General features: G+C 39.8%; 25 protein-coding genes. 18 read left to right on the forward strand and 7 right to left on the reverse strand.

The genetic code is table 11. The features are described 5' to 3' along the window. Window positions 1-20: 20 nt before the first annotated feature. The 8 genes from HR060_RS03930 (at window position 21) to HR060_RS03965 (ending at window position 6,433) form a co-directional block, all read left to right on the forward strand. Window positions 21-851, forward strand: a complete 831-nt coding sequence (locus tag HR060_RS03930; protein ID WP_174198972.1) for a BPSS1780 family membrane protein — start codon at window positions 21-23, stop codon at window positions 849-851. A 12-nt stretch (window positions 852-863) separates the two neighbouring features. After that, complete coding sequence (locus tag HR060_RS03935; protein ID WP_174198973.1) at window positions 864-1,418, forward strand: NAD(P)H nitroreductase; 555 nt, start codon at window positions 864-866, stop codon at window positions 1,416-1,418. A gap of 135 nt (window positions 1,419-1,553) precedes the next feature. Further along, window positions 1,554-2,999, forward strand: coding sequence for a winged helix-turn-helix domain-containing protein (locus HR060_RS03940; RefSeq protein WP_174198974.1), 1,446 nt, complete (start codon window positions 1,554-1,556; stop codon window positions 2,997-2,999). A gap of 83 nt (window positions 3,000-3,082) precedes the next feature. Beyond that, window positions 3,083-4,231, forward strand: a complete 1,149-nt coding sequence (locus HR060_RS03945) for an outer membrane protein assembly factor BamB family protein (protein WP_174198975.1) — start codon at window positions 3,083-3,085, stop codon at window positions 4,229-4,231. A 131-nt stretch (window positions 4,232-4,362) separates the two neighbouring features. Beyond that, the gene (locus tag HR060_RS03950) at window positions 4,363-5,067 is read left to right on the forward strand and encodes a tRNA (adenine(22)-N(1))-methyltransferase (RefSeq protein WP_174198976.1); all 705 of its coding nucleotides are present in this window, start codon (window positions 4,363-4,365) and stop codon (window positions 5,065-5,067) included. Window positions 5,068-5,276: 209 nt separating this feature from the next. After that, the gene (locus HR060_RS03955) at window positions 5,277-5,801 is read left to right on the forward strand and encodes a hypothetical protein (protein ID WP_174198977.1); all 525 of its coding nucleotides are present in this window, start codon (window positions 5,277-5,279) and stop codon (window positions 5,799-5,801) included. After that, on the forward strand, window positions 5,774-6,106 hold the full coding sequence (locus HR060_RS03960; protein WP_174198978.1) for a hypothetical protein: 333 nt from the start codon (window positions 5,774-5,776) through the stop codon (window positions 6,104-6,106). Before HR060_RS03955 ends, HR060_RS03960 begins: the two co-directional genes overlap by 28 nt. A 57-nt stretch (window positions 6,107-6,163) precedes the next feature. After that, a complete protein-coding gene (locus HR060_RS03965) occupies window positions 6,164-6,433 on the forward strand; it encodes a hypothetical protein (RefSeq protein ID WP_174198979.1) in 270 nt (89 codons plus the stop codon). Window positions 6,434-6,695: 262 nt separating this feature from the next. Here the strand turns inward: HR060_RS03965 and bioA are convergent, their stop codons facing one another. Then, entirely contained in the window at window positions 6,696-7,976 is a 1,281-nt protein-coding gene (gene bioA / locus HR060_RS03970; protein ID WP_174198980.1) for an adenosylmethionine--8-amino-7-oxononanoate transaminase, read from the reverse strand. Window positions 7,977-8,131: 155 nt separating this feature from the next. Here bioA and bioB point away from each other — a divergent pair, with 155 nt between their 5' ends. The 6 genes from bioB (at window position 8,132) to HR060_RS04000 (ending at window position 16,592) form a co-directional block, all read left to right on the forward strand. Next, window positions 8,132-9,172, forward strand: a complete 1,041-nt coding sequence (gene bioB, locus HR060_RS03975; protein ID WP_174198981.1) for a biotin synthase BioB — start codon at window positions 8,132-8,134, stop codon at window positions 9,170-9,172. A 23-nt stretch (window positions 9,173-9,195) separates the two neighbouring features. Continuing rightward, window positions 9,196-10,389 (forward strand): 8-amino-7-oxononanoate synthase, encoded by a 1,194-nt coding sequence (bioF, locus tag HR060_RS03980; RefSeq protein ID WP_174198982.1) that lies wholly within the window; start codon window positions 9,196-9,198, stop codon window positions 10,387-10,389. Window positions 10,390-10,423: 34 nt separating this feature from the next. Further along, window positions 10,424-11,290 (forward strand): methyltransferase domain-containing protein, encoded by an 867-nt coding sequence (locus HR060_RS03985; RefSeq protein ID WP_174198983.1) that lies wholly within the window; start codon window positions 10,424-10,426, stop codon window positions 11,288-11,290. A 3-nt stretch (window positions 11,291-11,293) separates the two neighbouring features. Then, window positions 11,294-11,992: a dethiobiotin synthase gene (gene bioD / locus HR060_RS03990; protein ID WP_174198984.1), complete on the forward strand. Its 699-nt coding sequence runs from the start codon at window positions 11,294-11,296 to the stop codon at window positions 11,990-11,992. 316 nt (window positions 11,993-12,308) lie between these two features. Next, the gene (gene pgm / locus HR060_RS03995; RefSeq protein ID WP_174198985.1) at window positions 12,309-13,955 is read left to right on the forward strand and encodes a phosphoglucomutase (alpha-D-glucose-1,6-bisphosphate-dependent); all 1,647 of its coding nucleotides are present in this window, start codon (window positions 12,309-12,311) and stop codon (window positions 13,953-13,955) included. Window positions 13,956-14,012: 57 nt separating this feature from the next. Beyond that, a complete protein-coding gene (locus tag HR060_RS04000; RefSeq protein ID WP_174198986.1) occupies window positions 14,013-16,592 on the forward strand; it encodes a glycogen/starch/alpha-glucan phosphorylase in 2,580 nt (859 codons plus the stop codon). A 43-nt stretch (window positions 16,593-16,635) separates the two neighbouring features. Here the strand turns inward: HR060_RS04000 and HR060_RS04005 are convergent, their stop codons facing one another. Together HR060_RS04005 and HR060_RS04010 are read right to left on the reverse strand one after the other, a co-directional pair. Then, on the reverse strand, window positions 16,636-17,742 hold the full coding sequence (locus HR060_RS04005) for an ABC transporter substrate-binding protein (RefSeq protein WP_174198987.1): 1,107 nt from the start codon (window positions 17,740-17,742) through the stop codon (window positions 16,636-16,638). Window positions 17,743-17,847: 105 nt separating this feature from the next. After that, window positions 17,848-19,146, reverse strand: a complete 1,299-nt coding sequence (locus HR060_RS04010; RefSeq protein ID WP_174198988.1) for an NCS2 family permease — start codon at window positions 19,144-19,146, stop codon at window positions 17,848-17,850. A gap of 97 nt (window positions 19,147-19,243) precedes the next feature. Here HR060_RS04010 and HR060_RS04015 point away from each other — a divergent pair, with 97 nt between their 5' ends. The 4 genes from HR060_RS04015 (at window position 19,244) to HR060_RS04030 (ending at window position 25,085) form a co-directional block, all read left to right on the forward strand. After that, window positions 19,244-19,807: a phosphoribosyltransferase gene (locus HR060_RS04015; RefSeq protein ID WP_174199112.1), complete on the forward strand. Its 564-nt coding sequence runs from the start codon at window positions 19,244-19,246 to the stop codon at window positions 19,805-19,807. A gap of 234 nt (window positions 19,808-20,041) precedes the next feature. Continuing rightward, window positions 20,042-22,678, forward strand: coding sequence for a TonB-dependent receptor (locus HR060_RS04020; RefSeq protein ID WP_174198989.1), 2,637 nt, complete (start codon window positions 20,042-20,044; stop codon window positions 22,676-22,678). Window positions 22,679-22,740: 62 nt separating this feature from the next. After that, on the forward strand, window positions 22,741-24,219 hold the full coding sequence (locus HR060_RS04025) for a tryptophan halogenase family protein (RefSeq protein ID WP_174198990.1): 1,479 nt from the start codon (window positions 22,741-22,743) through the stop codon (window positions 24,217-24,219). Beyond that, entirely contained in the window at window positions 24,216-25,085 is an 870-nt protein-coding gene (locus HR060_RS04030; RefSeq protein ID WP_174198991.1) for an AraC family transcriptional regulator, read from the forward strand. Before HR060_RS04025 ends, HR060_RS04030 begins: the two co-directional genes overlap by 4 nt. A 1-nt stretch (window position 25,086) precedes the next feature. On the opposite strand, the gene HR060_RS04035 is transcribed toward HR060_RS04030, so the two are convergent. The 4 genes from HR060_RS04035 to HR060_RS04050 are packed head-to-tail and all read right to left on the reverse strand — an operon-like array spanning window position 25,087 to window position 26,846. After that, window positions 25,087-25,257, reverse strand: a complete 171-nt coding sequence (locus HR060_RS04035; RefSeq protein WP_174198992.1) for a hypothetical protein — start codon at window positions 25,255-25,257, stop codon at window positions 25,087-25,089. Between the two features lie 28 nt (window positions 25,258-25,285). Then, a complete protein-coding gene (locus HR060_RS04040) occupies window positions 25,286-25,912 on the reverse strand; it encodes a hypothetical protein (protein WP_174198993.1) in 627 nt (208 codons plus the stop codon). Between the two features lie 6 nt (window positions 25,913-25,918). Continuing rightward, entirely contained in the window at window positions 25,919-26,080 is a 162-nt protein-coding gene (locus HR060_RS04045; protein WP_174198994.1) for a DUF2897 family protein, read from the reverse strand. A 25-nt stretch (window positions 26,081-26,105) separates the two neighbouring features. Next, a complete protein-coding gene (locus HR060_RS04050) occupies window positions 26,106-26,846 on the reverse strand; it encodes a M15 family metallopeptidase (RefSeq protein WP_174198995.1) in 741 nt (246 codons plus the stop codon). Window positions 26,847-26,873: the final 27 nt, after the last annotated feature.

Here is a 26,873-nt window from a genome sequence, read left to right on the forward strand (position 1 = left end):
TAGGAATTTATTTCACCCCGATGTTTGATAATAACAACCGTTCTGATAACAAAATCGCTGATCAATTAACAGGTCAGGTCAAAACTTGCAGCTTTAGCCAAGGCATGAATTGGCTAAAACTAGGGTTTAACCTGTTTAAACTTAACCCTTTACAATGGATGCTCTCTACGCTTTCTGTGTTACTGCTATCACTTGCACTAATGGCTATCCCGGTTGTGGGCTCGATCATCGCTTCGATTCTATGGGCAGGCTTTTATGTTATTGCGCGTAATTTAGATAGGGGCGATAAGTTTAACCCAATGGATATTATACAGACGGTAAAAACCTCAGGGTTGAAATTAGCGGGGTTAACACTGATTAATTTGGTTGTGATGTCGGTTTGTTTTGCCATTATGTTGGGCGACTTTCCTATTAATGACCCTGAACAATTAAAGCAGCTTTCTGATACTGAAATATTAAAATTAGCGGAGCAATTTGTACTGGCAATGTTTATCTACTTAATTCCTGCCGCTGCATTTGTATTCTCGCCTATATTGCTCGCTTTACAGCCGCAAGTCAGTTTAATCAATACGATTATTCAAAGTTTTAGGGCCTGTTTGTTAAATGTTTTAGCCATGCTAGGTTTTGGATTAGCAATGATAGGGCTCGCTTTTCCTGCCCTTGTTTTGATTACTCTGAACTTAACATTATTAGTCCCTTTATATTTTATGCTGCTGGTACCTATTACGATGTGTGCGCTCTATTGTGCGTATAAAGATATTTATTGTCAGGTTAATGAAGATCCAAATAGCTCTGATAACGACATCAACAGCTCAAACGATTCGAATAATTCAGATGTGATGCAGGCTTAGGAGAGAATAAAAATGGATGCACTTTCACTATTATTAAAACGTCAGTCATACAACCAATTAACCGAGCCTGCGCCTGAAGGTATTTGCCTTGAGAATATTTTACAAGCCGGGGTTACTGTTCCCGATCATGGTGGTTTAACACCTTGGCGTTTTATCGTATTTCGTGGTCAAGCGTTAGATGATCTAGGCGAGATTTACGCTGAAGCAAGAGAGGCACAAGGTGCCGATTGTGAAAAAATCAGTAAAGCCCGGAACATGCCATTAAGAGCGCCTTTAGTCATCGCAATTATTGCCGATGTAAAAGATAGCCCAAAAATTCCAAGACTTGAACAATTAGTAGCAGCAGGCTGCAGTGCACAAGCCATGCAAATGGCTGCGTTTGCTCAAGGTTATCAAGGTATTTGGCGAACGGGCGATCTCGCTTATGATGCGCATGTTAAAAAACAACTTAAGTTAAAAGAAGCTGATGAGATCATTGGCTTCTTATACTTAGGAACGGCAAAAAGCGAACCGCCAGTTAAAACGAGAAAACCAGCAGCAGAATTTGTTGAATACTGGTTAGAGTAAGTTCGATCGCTCAATGTTGAATCCAAATATCGAGCGATATTTATCCATTCGCGTATTGTGTTATTTCCTCGTACTTGCCTGCGTAACATCGTATTATTCTTGTATCGCAAAATGTAATTTATAGCCTCTGTTTTTATGTCGATAGATAGCCTTGAAAAATTCAAACTTAAGCATTGGTTAGTCGATCCGATCAATAGCACTATCACTTCTGATGACGGCGAAACAAAAAAGCTTGAACGCAGATTAATTCGAGTTTTACAGGCTTTAGCAATAGCAAAAGAGCAGACGCTGAGTAAAGAAGCTTTACTTGAAGAGGTTTGGGCGGGAAAAGTCGTATCAGATGAAACCATTTCCGTAGCAATAAGTGGCTTGCGAAAGGCGTTAGGTTGCAATGCTAAATCGCCCATTTTTATTGCTACCATTACAGGTTTCGGTTTTAGGTTATTGCCTAAAGTAGAACAAATACAAACTGAGTTAAGCTCCCTAGCTGCTGATAAACATATTGTCGGTAAGCCTAAACGCGTTCAATTCACGATTGCAGCGTCTATCATAGTTATTTTTTCTGTGGTTTGGATTTATTTTGCAAAACCCAAATATGATTACAATGCTGTTCCACAAAATTTACTGGCTAATGAACAATACGCCAAAGCTATTTTTTTAATACAACAACCTGATCGAGAAAGCTTAGCGCAAGGTGAAGAGCTTCTAGCAAGCCTTTATGAGCAAATGCCCAACGATCCACATGTGATAAATGCCTATGGCAAATCAATATTGTTTCAGGTTAATTGGCAGGGGAGTACGACTGAACGAGATCAAGTTTTAGAACAGGCTAAAAGTATTTTCAATCAAGGTTATGCAATTGCTCCTCAGTTTGCTGATCTATTGATGCAGTTAGGCCTTATTGCTATCTATCAATCTAATGTGATTATGGCAGAGCGTTACTTACGTGAGAGTATCCAAATTGCACCAAAAGACCCTCTCAGCCACAAGCTTTATGCGTCAATGGCCATTGCATTAGGTGATACCGAGGCTGCTTTACATCATATTCAAGTTCATCGAAACCTATCGCCAAAAGAGTATTCTGCTGAAAATATTGCATGGGTTTACAATATGTCTAAAGAATACGACAAGGCAATATCTGAACTCGCTAAACTAAAAGCAATAAATCCGAATAGCATTAGTTACCACACCGCCGGGCTGAAGTTATATGAAAATATGGGCGATGAAAAAACGGCTTATCAGCATTATCGCGCAAACTTTGAGCTAGTGGGGTATTCAGAACAAGAGCTCAGAGCGGCTGATAGCGCTTTTAACCAAGGTGGTTTAAAACAGTTAAATGCTTGGCTTGCTAATGTTAAAAAGGAGAAACTGAATATTGGTCAGTACTGGCCGCCTATTTCAACTGCACGTTATCATATTACCGCTGGAGAATATGATAAAGCCATGAAAAATTTAGAAAAAGCAGTTGCAGATAACAATAATTTGATACTTTGGCTCAATGTTGATCCAAAGTATCAACCGCTCAAAAGTAATCCACAATTTCAAAGAATTATTAAACAGTTAAGATTACCTAAAGAATAGCTTCTTAACCCTTTCTTAAAGTCTATCGATAATTTTCATCCTATATTGCGGTTAGTTTTAACTAGTAATACAGGAAAATAATAATGACCAAACAACTATGGATATTTGGTTTAGCGATAGGCTTAAGTGCATGTGGTGGTGGGTCAGGAGATGCTTCCCCAAGCATAGGCTCGAAACCACTAACAAGTTCAGAAATCAAGCAGCGCGTTGAACAGCAAGAGCAAACTATTCGAAGTCAAAGTTTGTGGTTTATTGATACCGGCGCTCCTATTCATGCAACTGCCGCCGTTGCAGATAACAAAGTGTTTATTGGCAATGATGAAGGAAATCTTTTTGCTTTAGCTACAGACACTGGTGAGATTATTTGGCAATTGGCTATAGGCTCAAACATATCGGGTGATATTGTCGCTCACAATGACAGCATTATTTTTTTAACAGAGGGTGCTGAATTAATTGCTTTGAATATTCACGATGGTAGTGATGTCTGGCGATTAGATACCAGAGCCGAAAGAATTCTCGATACCTGGGACTATCACAACAATCACCCTTTAATCGTCAATAACGAACTTTATTTGGTGTCTAAAAGTGGCTATGTTATGGCCATTAATCCTAATACTGGTGAGTTGTTGTGGGAGAAAAATATAGGTGAGCGTTTATTAGGACGCCCCGCTCTTTATGATAATACATTGTCATTTGCCTCAGAAACGGGCCTTTATAATTTCGATATAAACCGAAAAGAAATTAATTGGTACAACGATACAACGGGTTATTCGAGCTCACCAGCAGTCGCAGAAGGCGTTGTAATAACGGGTAGCCGCAATGCTTATGCACAAGCTGTTGATTTACAAACTGGTGAAAATGTTTGGGATGTACAACACGGCGGTAACTGGGTGACAGGGGAAGCAATTTATCATCAAGGAAATTTCTATATTGGCACTTCGGATGACCATTTACTTGAGTCAATCAATGCAAAGACAGGTGAGGTGAACTGGAATATCGATGCTGGTGGTAATGTTTTTGCACGCCCTGTCATCTATCAAGATAAGGTATTGATTACCGCAGGCAGTGCATATGTAGATCAAAGTAAGGGCTATCTCACGGTTGTAGATTTCTCAGGTGAAGTGCATTGGCAATTAGAGGCTACAAATTTTTTAAATACGGTCACCGTTGAACAAGGTGTTATCTACACTGGCAATGAAAGCGGTTATTTCTACGCTTTACCCCTTGAATAAACGTACGTTTGTAACATCAAATCAAAGGCAAGCCTTAATTTTGCTTGGCTTGCCTTTGTTAAACACTATATTCTTCTTTTAAAAGAAAACCGTTAAACTAGGCGCGATTTTTTTTAAAACGTAGATTTATCTTGAAACTTAGTAAACGTTTAACGCACATAGAGCAAGTCGCTCTAGCTCATATCAATGAGTATCAGCATATATGGGATACGTGCTGCGATCACGGTTATTTAGGCGCTTCAATTCTATCTAAAAATCCCCAGATGCAGGTTAATTTTGTTGATTGTGTGCCTAGCTTAATCTCTCAAATTGAACAGAACCTGCAAAAATTTCACCCTAACAGTAATGCCAAAACGCATTGTGTCGATTTAAAAAAACTGGATTTATTGCAAAGCTCAATGCCTGAAGAAGGTAAGCACCTGGTGATCATTGCAGGGGTTGGCGGTGAGTTAATGAGTGAGTTTATCAGCAATATACTGCTAAATAATCAAGGGATAGCAATAGACTTTATTTTGTGTCCGGTTAACTACTGTTATCACTTAAGAGAATCACTTGAGCACGCTAATTTAGGCTTAATTGATGAGTGGTTAATAAAAGAAAATAATCGCTTTTATGAAATACTCTATACGTCTAATGATAGCCACCAACATCATCTTTTACCCAGTAAAGTTGGAGAGAAAATCTGGCAAAGTGATGACTCAAAACAAAATTTAATTGCTAAAGAATATTTGAATAAACTGCTGTGTCATTATCGAAAAGTCGAGTTTGGTGGTCAGCTTGATGCCGCAGATATCGTTCGCGCTTATGAACAAGTTAAAGTTTGTGAAAAGAGATAGCCATTCAGATAAGTAAAAGCCCAGCGGTTAAACCGGGCTATTAAGTGAAAGTGTGGCTAGATAGAACATCTAGCCACACAATGAGAATTAAAACCACATACAAAACAATTAGATAAGATATATCCATCAGTAAAAAACAACCTAATAATCATACGAGGATTTTCGATAAACACTTAATAAATATGATTATAAATAACAAGGATAAAGTTATGCTATTTGAAAATAAACACAGGAATGATTTAACCCCGAAACAACGACTTGAAAATGATTTTGATTTTTTAAATCGCTCCAGTATGCCTGCCGCACAAAAAGTTAGAGATTTCTATAACCTATGGCTATCAAGATTTCCAGAAGAAGAGGCATTGGAATTAATATCAAGAATACAATCTAAAGATGAACAAAATTGCAAGTCGGCAACTTTTGAGATTGTTCTTTACGCGATACTAATTACTAAAGGTTATTCTGTTTCAATTCATCCAGAACTTGATAATGGAAGTAAAAAACGTCCCGACTTCCTTGTTCAAACTCAAAGTGGTGAAGAGTTTTATCTTGAGGCAATTTTGGCTTCTGATAAGGACAGCGATGAAATTGCTGCTCAGAAAAGAGGAGATCAGGTTTTAAAAATCATTGATAAAATCGACTGTCCAAATTTTTTCTTGATTTGCAAATCAAAGGAAAGCCAAAGGCACCTCCTAGCGGAAAACGATTGGCAAAAGAAATATCTAAATGGCTAGACAGCCTAGATCCAGATGAAGTGGCAGTGAAAGCAAAAGAGAGTATAAAAAACTTACCAAAGTATCATTGGAAAAATGATGAATGGGAAATTGATATTAAGGCCATCCCTAGAAAAAAAGAAAAGAGATTGTCAGGGAAAAAAGCTATAGGAATTGAAGGCAATGGTGCTGAATATGTAAATGAATGGGAGCCGCTAAAGAATGCAATTTGTAAGAAAGGAAATAGGTATGGGAGGCTAAATAAGCCTTTGGTTGTTGCGGTTAATATGGATACCCATGCACTAGACCCTATAGACGAAATGTAAGCCTTGTTTGGACAGGAGGAGTTTTTAATATCAAGTGTCTAAAAAGGCGAGCCTGAAATGAGAAGAAAGCCAAATGGAGCATGGGTTGGTATAAAAGGGCCTCAATACACTAGGGTCAATGGTGCATGGATATTTGAAAACATAAGCCCATGGAGACTAAAGGGTTGTAATAACACTCTATATCTTAATCCTTTTAGCGAAACAGAAATTACAAGCGAGATTCTTGATTTTCCTCACGCTAAAGTAAGCGGAAATGAAATGGAATGGTGCTCTGGTATTGATATTTTTGAACTCTTAACTACTGAGGCGCTTGAGGCTACTAGTTGAGATATTGATATATATGGCTTCCTCGTATGATTATCCGTGTTAGTCACATAGCTAGAGGCATTGTTTTTATTGGAGCTTAAATAAAAAATGGCCACTTAAATTAATAAATAAATAGCCACAGTTTGACTTAATAGCCCGCGGTTAAACTGGGATATTTTATTGAAAATATAGCTATAGAACGATGAATTTTTCACATCTTAATTATGTAACCTACGCATATCTGAGCATGGGTTAGACATTTTTCGTTTTTGGGATGATAAAGCTATGACTGTTCGAAATAGTATTCGATGGCATGGGCTAGCTTTTCTACTTCTGCTAGACCTGCAATATAGGGCGGCATAATATAGACAAGCTTTCCGAATGGCCTAATCCAGACACCTTGTTCAACAAACACTTTTTGAATTTGGGCTACATTGACAGGCTCATGTGTCTCAACTACACCAATTGCACCAAGACATCTGACATCGGCAATTTTAGGATTTGTTTTCAAAGGTAATAAGCACTTTGTTAACCACTTTTCTAGTTGTGCTACTTTTTTTTGCCAGTCAGAAGCTAATAGTAAGTCAATTGAAGCAACTGCGGTTGCACAGGCAAGGGGGTTTCCCATAAATGTTGGGCCATGCATAAACACGCCCGCTTCGCCATTACAAATGCCTGTTGCAATTTTTTCGGTTGTTAACGTTGCCGCTAAACTCATCATGCCACCTGTTAGGGTCTTACCTAAACACAAAATATCGGGTGAGATACCTGCCCACTCACAGGCAAATAACTTACCGGTACGACCAAACCCCGTGGCAATTTCATCGGCAATGAGCAGAACATCATATTTATCGCAAAGTGCACGAGCTTGAACCAAGTACTCAGGATGATAGAAATACATGCCACCAGTACCTTGAACTACAGGCTCTAGGATTAAAGCAGCCGCTTCGTGGTGATGGTTTTTTAAGGTGTTTTCTAATGCAGTCATGGCATTGGCTTGCCATGTTTGATTGATTTTTACACTGGGGCGCTCAACAAATATTTGTTTTTGTAAGTTATTAGCAAACAACGTGTGCATACCTGTGATTGGGTCGCATACAGACATCGCTGCAAACGTATCACCATGATAGCCTTTTTCTAAAGCGAGAAATTTTGATTTTTCTGCTTTACCTTGGCTATGCCAATATTGCAGCGCCATTTTCATCGACACCTCAACCGCAACCGAGCCTGAATCAGAGATAAATATTTTGTCTAAACCTTCTGGGGTGAGCTTAACTAACCGCTTTGATAGTTCAATCGCCGGGTTATGCGTTATTCCACCAAACATCACATGGGCCATTTTATCTATTTGCGCTTTCATCGAATCGTTGAGTACTGGATGGTTATAACCATGCAGCGTCGACCACCATGAAGACATACCATCAACTAATTCAGAGCCATCTTCTAATTGCAAGTAACACCCTTTTGCTGCCACAACACCGTATACAGGAAGTGGCTCGGTTAATGATGTGTAAGGGTGCCAGATATGGTCTTGGTCAAATTGATAGTCAATTTTTTGGGTCATAGCGCAATCAACCTTAAAGTTTGCATTATAAATAGATAGTTTTGGTTAATTATTGTTCGTTAGTAAACCTTGAGTGGGTTTTAAGTTGACAGTTTACAAACTCGGTTTAAACTGTCCAGAAATTTTAAGAACAAGAATCTATTTTGGGTGCACCTATGCAAGCAGAAGTAAGACATGATTGGTCATTAGCTGAAGTTAATGCCTTATTTGAATTACCTTTTAACGACTTATTATTTAAAGCGCAAACGGTTCACCGCCAGCACTTTGACCCGAACGAAGTACAAGTTTCAACTTTACTTTCAATTAAAACGGGTGCTTGTCCTGAAGATTGTAAGTACTGCCCGCAAAGTGCACGTTACGATACCGATCTTGAAAAAGAAAAGTTGATGGAAGTTGAAGCCGTTTTAGAGAAAGCGCGAATTGCTAAGAAAAATGGCTCGACACGTTTTTGTATGGGCGCAGCTTGGCGTAACCCTAAAGATAGAGACATGCCTTATATCATCAAGATGATCAAAGGTGTTAAAGAACTCAACTTAGAAAGTTGTATGACGCTAGGTATGCTAACGCGTGAGCAATCTATGGCGCTTAAAGAAGCGGGTTTAGATTATTACAACCATAACTTAGACACATCACCTGAATACTATGGTGACATCATCACTACACGTACTTACAAAGACCGCTTAGACACATTAGAGAATGTGCGTGCAGCAGGGATGAAGGTATGTTCTGGTGGTATTGTGGGTATGGGTGAAAAAGCGAATGACCGTTCAGGTTTATTACTCAACTTAGCGAACTTGCCAGAGCAACCTGATTCAGTGCCAATCAACATGTTAGTAAAAGTTGAAGGTACACCTATGGCTGATTTAGAAGACTTTGATCATTTTGAATTTGTTCGTACTATCGCTGTTGCGCGTATCATGATGCCTAAATCACACGTGCGTTTATCTGCCGGTCGTACTGAAATGAACGAACAAATGCAGGCATTGTGTTTCTTTGCTGGTGCTAACTCGATTTTCTACGGTGAGAAGTTGCTGACTACTGAAAACCCTGAAGCAAACCAAGATATGGAGTTGTTTGCTAAATTGGGTATTAATCCAGAAAAACGTCAAGGATACTCAGATGAAGTCGTAGAAGCAGTAGCAATGGAAGCGGTTGTTGAAAACAGCCAGCCAAGCATGTTCTACGAAGCGTCTTAATCAGTCAACGCTGTAAATCTCATATGATGCGACACCGCATTGAAAAAGCGCTTGCTGAACGTCAGCAAGCGTTTTTGTATCGACAACGCCAAGTAGTTGAACCCGCAGGGCGTACTTTGTTGCATCAACAACAAAGCTATTTAAATTTTGCCGGTAATGATTATTTAGGGCTAGCGGCTAGCCAAGAATTAAAAAATGCCTTTATTAAAGGGGTTGAGTTATTTGGTTGTGGCAGTACAGGCTCGCCCTTAGTAAACGGTTTTCATACTGTTTATCGTGATCTCGAGCAACAAATCGCTGATTGGCTAGGTTTTGAGAGTGTCTTGTTGTTTTCCACAGGTTTCAGTGCCAATTCTACTTTACTCAAAACGCTCTTTGGTAAAGGCGATACCATTATCCAAGATAAGCTTAATCACGCATCTTTAATTGATGGCGGCCTTGCATCTGCTGCTGCGCATTATCGTTTTAATCACAATGATACAGACCACCTAAAAGGCCGTTTAGATAAACTGGCTAGTGCGCCATCCAACCTTGAAGCGATCACAACGGCTATTGTCAGTGAAGGGGTGTTTAGTATGGATGGTGATTCTGCTCCTGTTGCACAATTAAAGCAGCTCGCTCAGCAATACCAGAGCATGCTAGTACTAGATGATGCCCACGGTATCGGTGTTAAAGGCCAAAACGGGCAGGGCACTTGGTTTGATGAAAGATGTCAAAACCAGCCCGATATTCTTGTCGCTACGTTTGGTAAGGCACTCGGTTTATCGGGAGCCTTTATTGCTGCGGACAATTACATCACAGATTATCTTGTGCAATTTGCAAGAAGCTATATCTACAGTACTGCATTGCCACCGGCACAAGCCTATGCAATGCAAGCATCAATTGAGCTTGTCAAATCACAGAATTGGCGTCGTGAAAAGTTAAACAACAATATTGCTCTGTTTAGAGAATTAATGGCACAGACTGATTTTGAGCTATTAACATCAAGTTCCGCTATTCAGCCAGTGATCATTGGCGATGCGGATAAAACCCTGCATCTAGCTGAGTACTTGCAAAGTCGAGGTATTTGGGCAAAGGCTATTCGTCCACCGACTGTACCCGCCAATTCAAGTAGAGTTCGCATTACTTTAAGTGCCGATCATGAAGTAGCCGACATAAAACAGCTAGTGTCGACTTTTCAATCTGCCTGTGCCGCTTTTAACCAAGGTTCAGTTTAGCGCTGAACAGCGTTTAGATTTTTAAAATTTGAGTATGTATTTAACGTCAACGCAAAAAAAACAAGTGGCCGCGTCTTTTTCTAAAGCCGCAACCCAATACGATAATTATGCACGTCTGCAACATTGGACGGTAAAACAAGTTTGCCAACGCTTAGGTTTAGCTGATTCCGATTTATCAACTATTCGATTACTCGATTTAGGTTGTGGCACGGCCAATATCATCAAACAATTAACTAACGATTTTCCGGAAAAAGCATGGCTATACACAGGTATTGATATTTCGGCGGGTATGTTAAGTGCGGCTGAACAAAAGCTTAAAACGCTTAATGGTCATCAAATAGAGGCCAATTTTGCGATAGAAGATGTTGAACAATTTAGTGACTCAACGCAATTGATGGCAAAACAATATGACTATTGTGTGAGTTCATTAGCTATTCAGTGGTGTGACTTAGACAAAGTGTGTCAGCAATTAGCACAATTTTTACAATTAAACCCAAGTGCTGAAATAGTAATGAGTACCTTGTTAGAAGGTTCATTGGCCGAACTAAATCAGGCGTGGCAATCAGTAGACCCAGCTCATAGCCATGTGAATGAGTTTTTATCGTTTCAGGTATTAAAGCAAGCACTAATCCAAGCAAGCTTGAGATACGGTTTTAGCTTTGAATTAGAACAAGATTGGCACCACTTATCTTATTCGTCTGCATTAGCTGTGATGCAAGAATTAAAACATATTGGTGCTAATCAAGTGGTCACACAAAATGCTAAACAGTTTTATTTAACCAAAGAGAAACTGAAGCAGCTTGAGCAAGCTTACCCTGATAACGATGATGGCGAGGGCACACCCCAGACAACAAAAATAGCCAGTTGGCACTTGGGTTTTATCAAGATTAGACGAGCTTAAAAGATGAAAAATTACTTTATCACGGCCACAGACACTGACTCTGGCAAAACGTTCATTACGGATCTAATTCTGGCTGGCTTAAAGGTAAAGGGTAATCAGGTCGTTGGCTTTAAACCTATTTCAGCGGGTTGCAACCAAACACCTGAAGGGCTAAGAAATGAAGATGCCTTGATTTTACAAGCCCAATCGAATGTTGAACTTGATTACCAAGTCATTAACCCAATTGCATTTGAGCCGCCCATAGCACCACATATCGCTGCCAGTTTGGTCGATACTTCACTGTCAATGAGCTTGGTAGATAGGGCATTTAACAACATTGAGCAATGCGCTTTAAATCAAAATACTGATTATTTGTTTACAGAAGGGGCTGGTGGTTGGTTACTGCCATTAAATACAGAGCAAACACTTGCTGATTGGGTTGCTAGCAGACAGATAGACGTTATTTTTGTTGTTGGTTTAAAGCTAGGCTGCTTAAACCATGCGTTATTAACTTATCAAGCCATCAAAGCGGCAGGGGTGAAAGTTAAAGCTTGGGTGGCTAATCAGGTATCCGAGGAGAGTATGCCATATCAAGCAGAGAACATCGCTCACTTAAAATCGGTATTTGATGCGCCGTGTTTAGGTGTTGTACCTTTTTGTGAAAATGACGGGAAAACAAGCCAACAAATTGCCGGGAAATACCTCGATTTATCATCACTCTAATCTTTTAAGCGGTGATAAATTGTTCAATTGTAAATCTTATCGCCGTTTGTTCAAAAACCTGATGTCAAAAATTTGCAATCCAGCGAAGATAGACTTTATTTATTATCGACTTAATAGCCTTAGTTGAGCTAAGCACATAATAAAAAAATATAAAGCTATCCCTTTGACCTGCTTGTTTTTTATGTGTAGTAGTCGCATTATCATTGAATAAAAGTCATTCGTGTTAATCACCCAAGAATTAAAACGAGGCTGTTATTAAATGCTTATCGAAAAGATAGATGCATAGCATTAAAAAATTAGGATTTAAGGATAAAAAATGGCGTTACACCCAAGAGCAGGACAAAAAACACAGGCAAGTGATCTTACTAATATCCCTCGACTCGTCAGCCAATACTACCTCAACAAACCCGATGTAAATGATAAGAGCCAACAAGTTAGCTTTGGTACATCAGGCCATCGTGGCAGTGCGGCAAAAAATACATTTAACGAAAACCATATTGCAGCGATAAGCCAAGCTTTAGCAGAGTATCGTCAAGAGCAAGGTATCAATGGGCCTTTGTACATAGGTATGGATACTCATGCGTTATCTGAATGTGCATTTGCCACGGCCGTTGAAGTGTTAGTCGCAAATGGCGTGGATGTTTATGTACAACAAGGTCGAGGTTATACGCCTACACCTGTTATTTCGAATGCCATTTTAACGTACAACCAAGATAAAACGTCAGGCTTGGCAGATGGCGTTGTGATCACGCCATCTCATAACCCACCTGAAGATGGCGGTTTTAAATATAATCCACCTAATGGTGGACCTGCTGATACAGATATCACCAATGCTATCCAAGCGCGTGCCAATGCTTTGTTAGCTGAAGGTGGTGTGGGCATTCAGCAATTAGCATTTAACCAAGCGATAGAAAAAGTCACTGAGTACGATTTTGTTCAACCTTATGTTGATGGTTTAAAAGATGTCATCGATATGGACGCAATTGCTAAAGCTGGCGTACGTATTGGTGTTGATCCATTAGGTGGTTCAGGTATTGCTTACTGGGATGTTATTGCACAAACCTATGGCTTACAAATTACCAAAGTGAACGATATCGTCGATCCAACATTCTCTTTTATGAGTTTGGATAAAGATGGCAAAATTCGCATGGATTGCTCTTCGCCTTATGCAATGGCTGGTCTAATAGGCTTAAAAGAACAATTTGATGTCGCGGTAGGTAATGATCCTGATTATGATCGACATGGCATTGTGACGCGCAGTGCAGGTTTGATGAACCCAAATCATTATTTAGCAGTCGCTATTAATTATTTATTCCAACATCGTCCAGATTGGAGTAAAGATGCAGCGATTGGTAAGACGTTAGTGTCTAGTTCTATGATTGACCGCGTGGCAAAATCGATTGGCCGTGAGTTAAAGGAAGTCCCTGTCGGCTTTAAATGGTTTGTTGATGGCCTACATTCAGGTGATTGTGCGTTTGGCGGTGAAGAAAGTGCAGGTGCATCCTTCTTAGCTAAAGACGGTAAAGCTTGGAGTACGGATAAAGACGGTATCATCATGGCTTTACTTGCAGCTGAAATCATTGCCGTTACAGGTCAAGATCCAGCGCAGCACTACAAAGCACTGACTCAGCAATTTGGTGCGCCAGTTTATAAACGCACTGAAGCGGCTGCATCGCTAGAACAAAAACAAGTATTGAAAAACTTATCGGCAGATGATGTTGAAGCAGCCACTTTGGCTGGTGATCCGATTATTGCTAAACTAACCCATGCACCAGGTAATGGTGCGGCTATCGGTGGATTAAAAGTGGTTACCGACAATGGTTGGTTTGCAGCGCGTCCATCAGGGACTGAAGATATATATAAAATTTATTGCGAGAGCTTTTTAGGTGATGAGCATATTGCGCAAATAGCAAAAGAGGCGCAAGAGATTGTAAATCAAACTTTCAAAAAAGCGGGTTTATAAATTTATGTTACCAGGCTGCATTTATGCAGCCTTTTTTATGCTTAGAGGACAAGTAAAATGGCAACAGTAAAATCGACAAAAACGACAGGGAAAAAAGCAGCCCCAGCTAAGAGCAGTAAAGCAAAAGCAGAATCAGCACCAGCAAAAGCGCCGAGCCAATCAAAGCCGGCACATATCATCGATGTTCCAAAAACAGTAGAAGAGTTAAAAGTTAGCATTCTTCGTCATCTTCACACTACCCAAGGCACAGATTCAGAAAAAGCCAGTAAAAAAGCTTGGTGGGGGGCAACTGCTTCTGCAATTAACGAAGTCGTATTTGAGCGTGTCACGCAAACCCAGAAAAAACAGCGTAAAACAGATACCCGTGCTGTCCATTATTTATCACTTGAGTATCTAATGGGCCGTCTACTGAAAAATAACTTATGTAGCCTAGATTTAATGGGCGTTGCCGAGCAGGCACTCACTGAGTTGGGCTGTGACTTCCACGAAATTTATGACGAAGAGCCAGATATGGCTTTAGGTAATGGTGGTTTAGGTCGTTTAGCGGCTTGTTACATTGACTCATTGGCGACATTAAATTATCCAGCAATTGGCTATGGTATTCATTACGAGCATGGCTTGTTTAATCAATCTTTCTTGGGTGGACGACAAGTCGAGCGCCCAGACTCTTGGCGTGAATATGGAAACCCTTGGGAAATTTGTCGCCCGGAGTCGGTCCAAGAAATTCCATTATACGGTTATGTTGAGACGCGTTATAACGAGCAAGGTGAAATTGAAAAAGAGTGGCACCCTGGTCGAATCATCAAAGGTGTACCTTGGGATATCCCAATTGTTGGTTATGGCGAGAGCAATGTAAATATTCTGCGTTTATGGGAGTCACGTGCATCTGACTTCTTTAACTGGGATGTATTCAACGCAGGTGGTTATCTAGACTCTCATGTTGAGAATGTACAAGCTGAAACTATTTCCAAAGTACTTTACCCAAATGATACGACCGATGCCGGTAAAGAGCTTCGTTTAATTCAGCAGTACTTTTTCACGGCTTGTTCAATAAAAGACATTGTTCGTCGTTACAAGCGCGCGCATGGTGATGATTGGAGCAAATTTGCGGATCAGGTAGTCATGCAACTTAACGATACTCACCCTGCTGTTGCTATCCCAGAAATGATGCGAATTTTAATCGATAGAGCAGGCATGGAGTGGGACGATGCTTGGGCGCTTTGTCAAAAAGTATTTGCTTATACTAACCATACGTTATTGCCTGAAGCGTTAGAAAAGTGGCCAGTCCATTTATTCGAACGTGTGTTACCGCGCCACTTAGAGATCATCTATGAAATTAATGCACGTTTCTTAGATGGTATTGTTAGTAAAGTATTTGCTGATGATGAGCATTTAGATGCCATTAAATCTAAGCTTTCGATTATCGAAGAAGGCGATCATAAAATGGTTCGCATGGGCAACTTATCAGTCATTGGTAGCTTCAAAGTGAACGGTGTTGCACAAATTCACTCTGAGCTTGTTAAATCCGATTTATTCCCTGAGTTTTATCGCATTTGGCCTGAAAAGTTCACTAACGTGACAAATGGTGTCACACCACGTCGTTGGTTGAAAGCGTGTAACCCTAAACTATCAGAATTAATCGACAAACATATCGATGCTGATTGGCCTGTCCATCTTGATAAATTACAAGGCTTAGCAAAAAAGGCAAAGAACAAAACGTTCCAAAACGCCTTTATGAAAATTAAGCACGATAATAAAGTTGAACTCGCTAAAACGATCAAAGAGTTAACCGATGTTGATGTTGATCCTAATGCTATTTTTGATATTCAAATCAAGCGTTTGCATGAGTATAAGCGTCAGCAACTTAATCTTATTCACATCATGGCCTTGTATCGCCGCTTATTACAAAACCCAGATTTAGACGTACCTAAGCGCGTCTTTATCTTTGGTGCAAAAGCTGCGCCTGGTTATCACATGGCTAAAGAAATCATCTATGCCATCAATAAAGTTGCCGATCGTATTAACTTAGATGAGCGCATCAAAGACAAACTCAAAGTGGTGTTGTTGCCTAACTATCGCGTTTCTCTTGCTGAGAAAATGATCCCCGCTGCCGATGTATCAGAGCAAATCTCTACTGCTGGTAAAGAGGCATCTGGTACAGGCAACATGAAGCTTGCACTTAACGGTGCGGTCACTGTAGGCACACTTGATGGTGCAAATATTGAAATTGCTGAAGAAGTAGGTGATGACAACATTGTTATCTTTGGTTTAACGGTTGCTCAAGTTAAAGAGCTTAAAGGTGAAGGCTATAATCCTTGGGATTACTATTATGCAAACCCAGAGCTCAAAGCTGTTCTAGATTGGTTTGATACGGATTACTTTACACCGGGTAAACCGGGTGAGTTAGCCGATGTTAAACGTAGTATGTTGGACTATGGTGATGAATACCTTTGTTTAGCTGATTACCAGAGTTATTCTCAAGCGCACAAACGCGTTGATGAGCTTTTTAGAGATAAAGCTAAATGGGCTGAGATGGCTATTATCAATACTGCTAAGATGGGTAAGTTCAACTCCGACCGCTCGATTGAAGATTATGTTCGCGATATCTGGAAGTTAGAAAGCTGCCAAGCAGTGTAATCGGTATCTAGAATTGAAAAAAGCCAGCATCTGCTGGTTTTTTTTATATAGCGTTGGGATAAAAATTAAGGTAAACCCGATTTAAACCCTGGTGATTAAGCTGGGTGTAATTGATCTTGAATTCGCCTAAATCTTGATGAAAATGCTCAAACGCTTGTAATAAGCAATCTCTGTCTAACTCCTTTTCACATAAGGAGGCAACTTCGGCAAACGTGTAAGCGTTGAGGTACCCTTCGAGATGAACGCGATCGGGGGCAATCACGCCGACTTGTCTCATATCTTCTTCAAAACGCTGGCATATTGGTGCATTACATTTTGAGGGTTCAGGAACCACTTCAGTGACGAGTAATTTTGCTTTTACATCAATCGCCGCAAATAAGTCGGCACTAGAGACAAATGAAACACTGGTATAATAAGGGTTAAAGTTAACAGCAGCGGCTTGATTAATAAATTTAGCCAATGGCTTATAGGTGCCGACAAAAACAATCGCATCCACTTTGTGTTTGCGTAATTTTGCTAATGCTCGAGCAATATCTTCAGTATTTCGTCGATATCGGGTGATAACTTTCGCTTCGAGGTTATATTTTTTTAAAGCCAACTGGTGTGCTTTTTCTAAAGTGATCCCAAATTCATCTGCCTGAATGAGTAAACCAATTCGTTTAATACCTTGCTCTTCGACTAGGTACTCAATTTGTCGCATCGCTTCTTGTTGATAGCTAGCTCTTAAATTAAATACTTGTTTTTTAACGGGTTGGCGAAGAAATTCTGCCCCTGTCAGCGGCATTAAAAATGGCACTCTGCTTTTTTCAATCATTGGCATCACTGCATACGCAGTGGGAGTACCTACATAACCAAATAAAGCCAGTGGTCCTTCGTGAAGTAATTTTTTTGTATTGGCGACCGTTTTTTCTGGTTCATAGCCATCGTCATAAGCTCTAATTTTTATCTGTTGTCCGTATAAACCGCCTTGACGATTTAACGTTGAAAAAAAGCCTTGTGCACCTTGTTTGAGTTTGATGCCGAGTTGAGCGGTGGGGCCGGTTTGGGCGTTTGACATACCAAGAATGATATCTGAAGCGCTATGAGCCTGAGAAAAAGCAAAGTTGATGAAGATAAAAAATAGGTAAATAAAATAGCGGCGAAGCAGCATTAACGATTGTCCCTAATCCATATTTAAGCCGTTATTTTACATTTAACTGGTTTTAAATCGCAAGTTAGCCGATTTTATCTTCATTTTTACCCATTTTGTTGTTTTTTAACCAATTAAATGAAAAGCCAATAAAGCAGCTGCCAGTACCATCATAAACAAATTGAGGTCTTTGTATTGCCCAGTTAAGATCTTGATCAAAACATAGCTGATGATCCCAAGTGCAATACCGTTTGCAATAGAGAAGGTAAAAGGCATAGCCACAACGGTTAAAAATGCTGGAACTGATTCATCCATTTTCATCCAATCGAGATCTCTCGCCCCGAGCATCATCATTGCGCCCACTACAATTAAAGCGGGGGCCGTTGCTAATGCGGGAATAGAAATAAAAAGCGGAGCGAAAAATAACGCTAATAAAAATAATACTCCAACAGTGATGGCTGTTAGTCCTGTTCTACCACCAGATTCTATCCCAGTTGCAGATTCGACATAGGTAGTGACAGTACTCGTACCCAGTAATGCTCCTGATGTCGTACCAATGGCATCGGCAACAAATGCTTTTTCCGAGTTAGGAAGTTCTCCTTTTTCATTGAGAAGGCCTGCTGCTCTTCCTGTTCCAATCAGTGTGCCTGCGGTATCGAACATATCTACAAACAAAAAGGCGACGACTACGGTGACAAATGCAGCACTGAATACCTGACTAAAATCAACAGCCATCAAGCTTTCTGATGGGAGGGCAGGCCATGCAATAAATTGCTCGGGTAACGGACTTAAGCCTGTTAACCAAGCGATAGTTGTCAATATGACAATACTGAGTAAGATAGCTGCTTTAAGAGCTTTGAAAAGTAGGGCGCCTGTTAATATGATGCCAAAAAAGGATAGTAATACACTTGGGCTATTCAAATCACCAAGTGTTACTAACGTAGCTGGGTGAGCGACAGTCAAACCAGCATTTTTAAAGCCAATAATGGCTAAGAACAGGCCAATACCCGTCATGGTCGCAATTTTTAAACAGTTGGGTATTGCATTTATCATTTTAGAGCGAAAGCCTGTAAAGGCGAGCAACAAAAATATAATGCCTTCGACAAACACTGCTGCCAGTGCCACTTGCCAGCTAATCCCCATGCCTTGAACAACACCAAAAGTAAAATAGGCGTTCAAACCCATACCAGGTGCGAGTGCTAGGGGGAAGTTACCGTAGATACCCATAACAAAACAGGCGATAGTTGAAGCGACACAAGTGGCAAAAATGATATCTTGTTGTGGAATACCTGAAATACTCAGTAATTGCGGGTTAACAAACAAAATATATGCCATGGTCAAAAACGTGGTTAATCCTGCTTTTAACTCTGTTTTTATGTCGGTATTAAACTGTTCTAATTTAAAAAACGCGACTAAGCCTTGCATGTTAAACCCTTAAAATCACCAAACTTGCTTGTAAATTTAGCACCTAATCAAAACAGCAGACTATAATTTGCAAATTAAGTTTAACCGAGAGCAGAAAATGGCAGAAAAGTACTACATCAGCGCAGAAGAATTGTTGGTTGATTCATTTAAGTTAGGCTTAGAGATTTTTAAAAGTGAATTTAGGCCTGATTTTATAGTGGGCGTGTGGCGCGGAGGCACCCCTGTTGGTATCGCCGTTCAGGAAATTTTGCACGTGTGTGGCGTCAAAACAGACCATATCAGTATTCGAACCTCTTCTTATACCGCCATTGGTGAGCGAGGTAAGGAAGTGAGAGTACATGGTTTGGACTATATTATTCGTAATATTAATGCCGATGATTCGTTGTTATTGGTCGATGATGTTTTTGATTCAGGCCTAAGTATTAAAGCGATTCTTGATACGTTAAAAGAAAAGTGTCGTCGCAATACGCCTGAAGATATCCGAATTGCTACGCCTTGGTTTAAACCTGAAAATAATCAAACCAGTTTGACGCCACATTATTTTTTAAAAAAATCGACTGATTGGTTGGTTTTTCCTCATGAATTAGATGGCCTTACCCATGATGAATTAGTAAAAAACAAGCCCGCGATTAAGGCTCTTTTTGACGAATACGGTTTGTAGTTACAAAACGATTTTTAGCAAAATTAAAGTGGATAAAAAGCCGAGTTTAACTCGGCTTTTTTGCTGACGACATTTTTATGAATTCAGATGAATTTGTATCGTTTGATTAAAAAATACCTGAATTTTTTATTAGTATTGATAGGTTTTTGCTAGAAAATAATAGTTTTGTGTTACTTTTTTATCATTGTCAACGCTAGTCTATTTTCAGCTTTTCAAGGGAAAATAGGACTGGCTATGAAAATTTATAACAATAAACCCGCTTTAAAACTCTCAAGTATTGCAGTAACACTTGCCTCAATTTTAGGTACTTCTTTGAGTACTTCAGCCATTGCAAATGAAGCTGAAGCCGACGATACGGAAGTTATCCAAGTTAGAGGCATTCGAGGTTCATTAAAAGAGTCTCTTAACACGAAACGTTTTTCTAACTCGATTGTTGACGCTATCACATCAGAAGATATTGGTAAATTTCCGGATAAAAACATTGGTGATGCACTTCAACGTATCTCAGGTGTGACCGTTGACCGCCAATATGGCGAAGTAAATGGCGTAACAATTCGTGGTACGGCACCAGAACAATCTCGTATCTTACTAAATGGTCAAACTGTAGCCAGTGTAGACTGGTATGATTTAGGTGATGCTACACGTACGTTTAATTTAGAGCTATTGTCAGCCGAGCAGGTGTCTGGGATTGAAGTTTACAAAAGCCCTGAAGCACGTATTGAAGAAGGGGCTTTAGGTGGTACGGTTAATTTAAAAACCCGTCAACCATTGAATATTGAAGCTCATACTTATATGGCTTCTGTAGAAGGCTCGCGTAGTTCGTTATACGAAGAAAACGATATTAGTTATTCTGGTTTAGCTAGTTGGAAAAATGAAGATGAGAGCTTTGGTATTTTAGCTGCTTACTCTATTGAAAAGTTAACCAGCGGTCGACATGTACGTGAATCTATCGGTGAGTATAAACAGCAATTTGAAGCTGACCCTGTATCGGGTGAAGAAGCGCTCGTGGGTGCATGGTCAATTGGTTCACAGGCATTTAAAGCCGAACGTGAAAGAACCAGTATGCAGTTAACCGCACAATTTGCACCCACGGAGGAATTAAAGTTCACACTTGATTACTTTAATTTTGAATTTGATAACCCGCATGTAAACCACAATTTTTTAACTGTTATGGGTAGAGGTGCTGGCGCTGAAAATGTGGTTAATAACGCTAGAGGCGGAACCGTTTCAGCTACTATTTTACCAGCTTATGCATCAATTATTTATAACCCTGTTGTTCGCCATGCCGTTAATATGGAGGTAGATGTAACGAATTTCACTGCTGAATATCAAGGTGATAATTATGTGCTTTCTGGGGTAATTGGCCAATCAACTTCTGAAGGTGGTACGCAAGGTGGTTCGTCTTCATGGTGGATACCAGCAACCGATGAAGGGGATAAGATAAACGATCCTAATTATCCTGACGGGCAAACCAGTGTCGACGGTGGCTTTAGTTATAATGCAGACGGCCCTTATCAAGTGACGTTAACATCTCTAGATGCGACTGATGCCAGTCAGTTAAAGTTTGCACACGAAGCAAACTACGAAACAACAGTGCAAGATCACGAAGTCAATTATGCGCAAGCGGATATCAAATTTGATGTCGACTTTAGTATTTTCACGTCAATTGCGACAGGTATCAAATTAAATAGCAGTAAGTTTGAAAGGGATGCTTACAAAAGAGAACCTGAAGATGTTATTGGATTTGTCCCTGAACCTAATTTAGCTAACTGGACTGGAGGCACCTTCACAGGTTTACACAGCGAAAGTCGAAGCGGAGGCTTAGATTCTTATGCTTATTTGGATGAAGATAAATGGTGGGGCTTTATTTCTGAAAAATATCGCAATGGCGAGCTTATCGAAACAAGAAATCTTGGCAATAGTTTCATTGTAGATGAAGATATGACCGCACTTTATGTTCAAGCTGAATTTGAAAGTGATGATTTTAGGGGTAATGTTGGTGTTAGATATGTCGATACTGAACAAACTTCAGAAGGTTTTGCCGACGGTAATCCATTTAAAGAAACGGTTGATTACGATAACGTTTTACCAAGTTTAAACCTTGCTTATAACTTGAATGAAGACATGATTGTGCGTTTTGCTGCTTCATCTGTAATGGCACGCAATAACTATACTGACTTAAAACCTGGTCTTTCAATTAATGCTAACTTTGGTACTGCTACGGGAGGGAACCCAGACCTAAAACCTTACGAAGCAGATCAAGCTGATATTGCTTTTGAATGGTATTTCTCAGAAGAGTCGATGTTATCAACTGCACTCTTTACTAAATCTGTAGAAAATGTCGTTTCAAAATCAGTTGAAGAGGAATACGTAGAAAATTGTGGTCCAGAAGAGGACGAGTGGGATGAGTGTGAAGTTAAGCGTCCCAGAAATACAGGTGATGGCACGGTTAACGGTATTGAATTCCAAGTTCAACATATTTTTGAGTCGGGCTTTGGTGCTATCGCAAACTATACCTATGTCGACAGTGAATTGGATACACCGGAAGGAAAATCTATGGTGCCAGGCGTATCTGAAAATTCATTTAACTTTTCGGTCTTTTTCGAAAATGACGTCATTAGCTCTCGCGTTGCCTACAACTGGCGTGATGAATGGATTGGTGTGGGTGCTGCTCAAGAAGTACTAAATGATGCTTATAGTCAGTGGGATGCATCTATCACATGGCATGCGATGGAAAACCTAGACATTTCATTAGAAGGCGTTAACTTAACTAATGAAGTCGTTGAATCAAACGATATCAATTATGGTTTAACACAAAATACCATTGAATTTGGCTCGCGTTATTATTTAAATGCTAGCTATAAGTTCTAAACTTTTGTTGTTAGGAGCACGCTCTATAGCGTGCTCCTTTGTTGTTTTTTAAAGGGAATTGAATGCTCGCATATCGTCGAATAATTATTGTGGGCGGTGGAACATCTGGCTGGATGACAGCCGCTGCTTTGTGCAATACCCCCGCGTTTAACCAAAGTAAAATAACCCTTATTGAATCGAAACAAATTGGCACCATAGGTGTTGGAGAAGGGTCTACACCTTATCTTAAACGTTTTATGGAACAACTTGGTTTTGATGAAATTTCATGGATGAGAGCTTGTGATGCCACATATAAAACAGGGATAAAGTTCACTCATTGGAATAATGATAAATCTCACTATTTCCATCCTTTTTACACGGCGATTGATGTAAAAGCCGCTGAAGTTTTTTTTAACCAAGCTAATGCCAGAAGGCGAGGACAGGGTGAGCAAGTTAATGGTGATGACTACTTTGTAGCAAGCTTGTTAGCGAGAGATAATTGCCTGCCCGTGCCTGTTAAAACGTACCCTGTGACTAATGAGTATGGTTTTCATTTTAATGCCAGTAAATTAGCAAAACTATTAGCTGACTTTTCACGATCAAAAGGTGTTGATGTTATTGATGCCAAAGTAGAGAAGGTTAATCAGTTGCCATCTGGTGATATTGATAGCCTTATCTTGGATGATGGGGCTTGCCATCAAGCTGATTTATTTATCGATTGTACTGGCTTTAAAGGCTTGTTAATCAACCAAATCAGTCCTAATCAATTTACATCGTTTAAGCAAGACTTACTCAATGACAGCGCGGTTACCATCAGCACACAAGATATTACACAAAAGGTGTATACCGAGTCGTCAGCAATGGAGGCGGGTTGGCGTTGGCAAATACCGCTAACAAGTAGAACCGGTTATGGCTATGTCTATAGCAGTGAACATAAATCTCCCGAGCAAGCGGAACAAGAACTGGTAACTAGTTTGAATATTCAAGGTGGAGTCCAGTGTCGACATTTATCGATGAAAGTTGGCCAGCAAAATAAGGCTTGGGTAGGGAATGTACTCGCTGTGGGGTTATCACAAAGCTTTATTGAGCCTTTAGAAGCGACCGCTTTAATGGTTACACAGTTTTCTATTGAATCTTTTATTAAAGCTCACGTGGGGCAATCAATTACTAACGAGCAAAACCGAAATCAATTTAACGCTGAATTATCCAAGTTAATTTATGGGGTTAAAGATTACATTTTAGCTCATTATCTGACGAGTAAACGCAGAGAAAATCTGTATTGGCAAAGTGTTACCGATATTGATAAGGCGGATACCAGATTGGAAGCTATTTTAGCTGCATGGTCATCGGGCGCCGATTTTGATGCTTGTCTTAATCACTATGAAAATGAGTTGGCTTATTTTAGACCCTCTTGGTACGCCTTATTGGCAGGTATGGATTATAGAAATGATCAACTTGTCGTACCTCATCAAACGGTTTCAGCTGATATTATTGAAGCGGCTAAAAAATATACCCATGATTTATATCGACATTTTTATCAAGTAAGGCAGTATTCTCTATGAAGGCAATGTGCGGGAAAATGATCCCTTCAGATAGCTGCTCTTGGCGATTTGATAAATTTGATTACCAAGCTGTTGAGTTTAATTGGCACTATCATACGGAGTATGAAATCTGTTTAACACTCAATAGTAATGGGGCAAAACACATTGGCGATCATGTTGATTACTATTGCCGTCCTGATTTAGTTTTACTGGGCCCCAATTTGCCTCATAGCTGGCATTGTAAGTTAGATGATGAAAACAAGCCGATCACAATTTATGTAGCACAAATTCCTGCCCATTGGTTGGATAACCTAGTGGCCAGCCATTCAGAATTCAAAGTTTTTAAAAATATCCTTAAATTATCGCTTAGAGGAATCGAGTTCGGTCAAGCAATCACCGCTGAATCAGTGGCGATATTTAAAGCAATGGTCAAAGCAGAGCCAATAGAGAAATTTATATTACTTATTCAGTTGCTGCATTTAATGGTAAAAGATGATGAGGCGAGAGTGCTTTCAAGCAGTTATTTTACCTTCGGTGATAAGACAGATATCTCGGTGGATAAGCTTGATAAAGTCATTAACTACATCTACCAAAACTATACTGAGCCGCTTTGTGCCGAAGAGCTTGCTTCGCTTGTTCATATGAGTACAAACCACTTTCATCGAATCTTTAAAGAACGAACTGAGCAGACACTTAATCAATTTATTAATCGTTTGCGAATCGGTAAAGCTTGTAAGATGTTACTCAACACCAATGCTTTGATCTCTACCATTAGCGATCAGTGCGGATTTAATAATATCTCTAACTTTAATCGCCGCTTTAGGATGATGAAAGGAGTTACCCCTAAAGAATTTAGACGAAGCATCAAGGCGCCATCACCACTTTAAATTAGTAGTTCCAGCGATAATTATTTTCAATGCTTTGTCGAATCAGTGGCCAATCCAATTGGCCACTATATTCTTTGTGATGCAAAATGAGCTGGGCTATGTGTTTATTTTTCCTCATCAAGTTATCTAATAACTTGATAGCTTGCCGTCCTTGTTCAGATCGACTACACACTAAATAACCTTTACTTAATGTTTGGTGTTTAGATAAATGCAAAGAGCTTTGTGCCCTTAGGCGCAAATAAAGTCGCTTGTTTCGTGTATTCATTGATGGCATCGACGCGAGCTATGGCTAACATATCAATTAATTTTCTCGATGACATATCGCCACTTCGCGTCAGGACTACTTTTGAGTTATTACTGACAAACTTATCAATGATAGGTGAGTAAGAGCGACCATTAACCACGCCAACGATGAAATCTGGTTGCCAGCTATACAGGTGTTCTAGATTAATGGTGTCTTGTTCAATGGGATAAATTGTAATCAATCTAAGCGGTGTCTCATGACCTATAGGTTTCTGAGTAAAAATCGCTTTTTGGCTTCGCTCCGGGGTTTTGATCTTATTCAATAAACAGGCGTTTTCTTGTTTTTCAAGTAGTACCCATTGCCTAGCCATATTGGCACTGACTAATCTGATGTTTAATTGGTCTTGGCTTTGCGCTTCTAAATATCTTAGATTTCTAAGCGGTAAGGTGTTTTTGTCAACGATGGTATCTAATGGAAAATCAACCAATAAATCGATTTGTAACTCAGACGCTTTAGCTTGATTACATAAGGCTAAATAGACCAGAACAAGCGCAAATAGTAGAGGTTTCAAACTCGTGAGCATTACAAACTAGTCGTCTTTATCTTGCCAGTTTTCGGCGTTTTTCTTTTTTATTTCCTGCCAATTATCAGGCAACTTAAAACCTTGTTTATTACGTAAAAAAAGAATGTTGCCAATGACAAATGCAAAAGCGACCACTATAGCCACTATCAACCATATATTAGAGCTCAAGTCTGTGCCTCTTTATTGTCTGTAATTACGGAGCTTTAGCGATATTTAGCGCATATTGGCTAATTAAGCTGTCTATTTGAGTTATATTAGCTTGAATGTCGGCATTTAGGTAGTGCTTGATTACCGCTGCTGTTTTATCGGAAAATGCCTGGTAGAAATGCTTACTAATAGGATAAAAGCTGATGTGCCAAGGCTCAAAGGCAACGCCTTTTTGCGCTGCAATTTCAGGCGTATAAGGGTGGTAAAAACCGTATTTGGCCATATTTTCACAGAGCCAGAGATACAAGTTGTGACATGGACCTCCCGGTAGGTATTCAGCACTGATTAATTGTAATTCATCACGGCTGACAGCGCTTATATCAAAAACATCAAAGTCAGTGCCCCAATGGTGACGGCTTAAACCAGGAAAAGCAGAATAACGAGCTATTGCGGACAATTTCTGCTCTTCAGTTAGTCTGGTTAAATCGATTTGCTCATCTTTCTCATTGAGGACTACTCGTCTCCCTCTATATTTATCTAACCAGATTGTTTGCTGGCGTTCAAAAGAGCGATAGGAGCTGGCGAGCCTGCAATCGAAACCTGCTTCAAAAGCTGCCGATTGCAGTGCTGTTATTGCAGGCGTGACTAAAGGGTGGCAAAAATGATTGGGGAAAAGTTCAATAAGCTGAGTTTGATCAATACCGACTAATGTTTGCTGTGATATGGGGTGCAGCTCAAAATGGCTGTCGATATCTTTGATGGTTTGGGTAAGTGAAAAGGCCGTCATATACAAAAAAGGCTAGTATCAAAAATA

Origin of the sequence: Marinifaba aquimaris, assembly GCF_013328345.1 — a bacterium.
Taxonomy (GTDB): domain Bacteria; phylum Pseudomonadota; class Gammaproteobacteria; order Enterobacterales; family Alteromonadaceae; genus Marinifaba; species Marinifaba aquimaris.

What these genes read in the sequence shown, in the direction of transcription:
- HR060_RS04010 (WP_174198988.1), bottom strand. Translation starts at nt 19,146, where the DNA reads ATGCAAGGCTTAGTCGCGTTTTTTAAATTAGAACAGTTTAATACCGAC.
- bioA (WP_174198980.1), bottom strand. Translation starts at nt 7,976, where the DNA reads ATGACCCAAAAAATTGACTATCAATTTGACCAAGACCATATCTGGCAC.
- HR060_RS04050 (WP_174198995.1), bottom strand. Translation starts at nt 26,846, where the DNA reads ATGACGGCCTTTTCACTTACCCAAACCATCAAAGATATCGACAGCCAT.
- HR060_RS04030 (WP_174198991.1), top strand. Translation starts at nt 24,216, where the DNA reads ATGAAGGCAATGTGCGGGAAAATGATCCCTTCAGATAGCTGCTCTTGG.
- HR060_RS04020 (WP_174198989.1), top strand. Translation starts at nt 20,042, where the DNA reads ATGAAAATTTATAACAATAAACCCGCTTTAAAACTCTCAAGTATTGCA.
- pgm (WP_174198985.1), top strand. Translation starts at nt 12,309, where the DNA reads ATGGCGTTACACCCAAGAGCAGGACAAAAAACACAGGCAAGTGATCTT.
- bioB (WP_174198981.1), top strand. Translation starts at nt 8,132, where the DNA reads ATGCAAGCAGAAGTAAGACATGATTGGTCATTAGCTGAAGTTAATGCC.
- HR060_RS04025 (WP_174198990.1), top strand. Translation starts at nt 22,741, where the DNA reads ATGCTCGCATATCGTCGAATAATTATTGTGGGCGGTGGAACATCTGGC.
- HR060_RS03965 (WP_174198979.1), top strand. Translation starts at nt 6,164, where the DNA reads ATGAGAAGAAAGCCAAATGGAGCATGGGTTGGTATAAAAGGGCCTCAA.
- HR060_RS03945 (WP_174198975.1), top strand. Translation starts at nt 3,083, where the DNA reads ATGACCAAACAACTATGGATATTTGGTTTAGCGATAGGCTTAAGTGCA.
- bioF (WP_174198982.1), top strand. Translation starts at nt 9,196, where the DNA reads ATGATGCGACACCGCATTGAAAAAGCGCTTGCTGAACGTCAGCAAGCG.
- HR060_RS03940 (WP_174198974.1), top strand. Translation starts at nt 1,554, where the DNA reads ATGTCGATAGATAGCCTTGAAAAATTCAAACTTAAGCATTGGTTAGTC.
- HR060_RS04040 (WP_174198993.1), bottom strand. Translation starts at nt 25,912, where the DNA reads ATGCTCACGAGTTTGAAACCTCTACTATTTGCGCTTGTTCTGGTCTAT.
- HR060_RS03930 (WP_174198972.1), top strand. Translation starts at nt 21, where the DNA reads ATGTTTGATAATAACAACCGTTCTGATAACAAAATCGCTGATCAATTA.
- HR060_RS03985 (WP_174198983.1), top strand. Translation starts at nt 10,424, where the DNA reads ATGTATTTAACGTCAACGCAAAAAAAACAAGTGGCCGCGTCTTTTTCT.
- HR060_RS04015 (WP_174199112.1), top strand. Translation starts at nt 19,244, where the DNA reads ATGGCAGAAAAGTACTACATCAGCGCAGAAGAATTGTTGGTTGATTCA.
- bioD (WP_174198984.1), top strand. Translation starts at nt 11,294, where the DNA reads ATGAAAAATTACTTTATCACGGCCACAGACACTGACTCTGGCAAAACG.
- HR060_RS03955 (WP_174198977.1), top strand. Translation starts at nt 5,277, where the DNA reads ATGCTATTTGAAAATAAACACAGGAATGATTTAACCCCGAAACAACGA.
- HR060_RS03935 (WP_174198973.1), top strand. Translation starts at nt 864, where the DNA reads ATGGATGCACTTTCACTATTATTAAAACGTCAGTCATACAACCAATTA.
- HR060_RS04005 (WP_174198987.1), bottom strand. Translation starts at nt 17,742, where the DNA reads ATGCTGCTTCGCCGCTATTTTATTTACCTATTTTTTATCTTCATCAAC.
- HR060_RS04000 (WP_174198986.1), top strand. Translation starts at nt 14,013, where the DNA reads ATGGCAACAGTAAAATCGACAAAAACGACAGGGAAAAAAGCAGCCCCA.